The 1,685-nt window shown below is 36.0% G+C and carries 3 protein-coding genes and 1 pseudogene; 3 read left to right on the top strand and 1 reads right to left on the bottom strand.

Annotated features, from left to right (window positions below; all coding sequences use genetic code 11):
* Positions 1–151: 151 nt before the first annotated feature.
* Entirely contained in the window at positions 152–499 is a 348-nt protein-coding gene (locus tag Q0277_RS00750) for an NAD(P)-dependent oxidoreductase (protein WP_297994523.1), read from the bottom strand.
* A gap of 123 nt (positions 500–622) precedes the next feature.
* Between Q0277_RS00750 and Q0277_RS00745 the strand changes: the two are divergent.
* From Q0277_RS00745 to Q0277_RS00735, 3 genes and pseudogenes are all read left to right on the top strand, one after another.
* Positions 623–1,120 (top strand): annotated as a pseudogene (locus Q0277_RS00745) (Dna2/Cas4 domain-containing protein).
* A gap of 8 nt (positions 1,121–1,128) precedes the next feature.
* A complete protein-coding gene (gene cas2 / locus Q0277_RS00740; RefSeq protein ID WP_291937660.1) occupies positions 1,129–1,407 on the top strand; it encodes a CRISPR-associated endonuclease Cas2 in 279 nt (92 codons plus the stop codon).
* Between the two features lie 17 nt (positions 1,408–1,424).
* On the top strand, positions 1,425–1,685 hold a 261-nt coding region (locus Q0277_RS00735), incomplete at its 3' end, for a CRISPR-associated endonuclease Cas1 (RefSeq protein WP_297994520.1).

The raw sequence follows: 1,685 nt of genomic DNA, 5'->3' as shown, positions 1-1,685 counted from the left end.
CTGTCCCTGCTCCAACATCAATTAAAATTGAATTTGGTTTTAACATAAGTTTAGCAATAGAAATTGCTCTTATTTCTTGTTTTGTCATTGGTAACTCAGTTTGAGTAAACTCTTTATCGTATATGTGCATATTTATCCTTTCTTTTAAAAACTATTTACTTTCTACACCTATTAATTTATTTTCTAAAAATAAATTAAGGTTATTTTCTATCTCAGCAAAAAGTCTTTCCAAACTTTTTTGTGATTTCCAAGCTAAATGTGGAGTTACTGTAAAATTATCTAATTCTAGTAACTTACAATCATTTTTAGGAGGCTCTATTGTCATTACATCAGTTGCAGCTGAGGCAATTATTTTATTCTTCAATGCATAATATAAATCATCTTCATTTATTATTGGACCCCTTCCTAAATTTAAAATTATTGCAGAAATTAAAGATTCGGAAAAAGATTTGGGATTATATACTATATCCGTTGGTAAAAATTTACTAGAAGAACTCAAAAAAGATTATAAAACCACTTTAAAAGATTATTTTGGCATACGTATCTTACCGCCAGGCAATTTCTATAATAAATTTGATGGTTTCCTTCCTAAACTTACGATTGCCGAAGAGGTATTCGACTAATGTTTTGCAAGGACCAAATCACCGGCACGCTTGTGAATTATTACGTCACCTGTAAGCGTGAGGCGTGGCTTTACGGACACAATATTCACGCTAATCAGGAAGATGAAAACATGCTGATGGGCAAGGCGCTAGCGGATATCAAAGAGAGCGGTTTGCAGGACTTCGCATTTTCAAATTTGAAATTCGACAAGCTTTCCAAGCAGCGCGGACATTATCTCATCACCTAATATAAAAAGAGCCTAAAAAATCCAGAAGCAGGCAAGATGCAGCTACTTTTTTATATCTATCTTTTAAAAACAGGCTTAAATTTAAAAGAGGTGAAAGGCAAATTAATTAGCGGCAAAACCGTCATAGCCATTGAGGATAATGCCGAAAATTTCACTAAAATCGAAACAATTCTAAACGGTATTACCGCCCTTGTAAACGAGCCAAAGCCGCCTAAATTTAGCCCGCAAAAGATTTGCGAGAGTTGCGCTTATCGTGATTATTGCATTTAGGAGATAGAATGTACGCTATTTTATTTTACGATATTTCAAGCAGCGACGAAAAGGAGAAAAATAACGCTGCGCGCGTCCGAAAGGCGGTCGAGAAGTTTCTGCCTCGCGTGCAATTCAGCGTTTTTGAGGGTGAAATCAGAGCGAGCGATCTTAAAAAATTAATGGCGATTTTGCAAAAAGAATGCGCCAGCAAGCTTGATTCGGTAGTAATTTATACTTTTAATTCGCTCAAATATTCACAGCGCCTCGTCATCGGACGCGATAAAAACGAGGCAATATTCAGCTAAAATTTAAGGATAAAAGTATGCAAAAATCGGATCGCACGCATTTTATTTTGAGCTCAGGCCGATTGCGCCGCAAAGATAATAATCTATACTTCGATAAATTTAACGACGAGGGCGGAATTCTAACTAGTAAAATTTTGCCGATTAACGCGATTGATGAAATTTATATTTTGGCGCGGGTAGAGCTTGACACCTATGCTATGGCGTTTTTGGCTGATAATAACATTTTGCTTCATATTTTTAGCGCCTATCAGAGCTTCCGTGGCAGTTTTTTCCCGAAT

The sequence above is a fragment of the uncultured Campylobacter sp. genome, from assembly GCF_938030815.1.
In the GTDB taxonomy this organism is placed as follows: Bacteria; Campylobacterota; Campylobacteria; order Campylobacterales; family Campylobacteraceae; genus Campylobacter_B.
Note: the sequence above shows the minus strand (reverse complement) of the source record. Positions and strands in the feature narration are given on the sequence as shown.

What these genes read in the sequence shown, in the direction of transcription:
- cas2 (WP_291937660.1), top strand. Translation starts at nt 1,129, where the DNA reads ATGTACGCTATTTTATTTTACGATATTTCAAGCAGCGACGAAAAGGAG.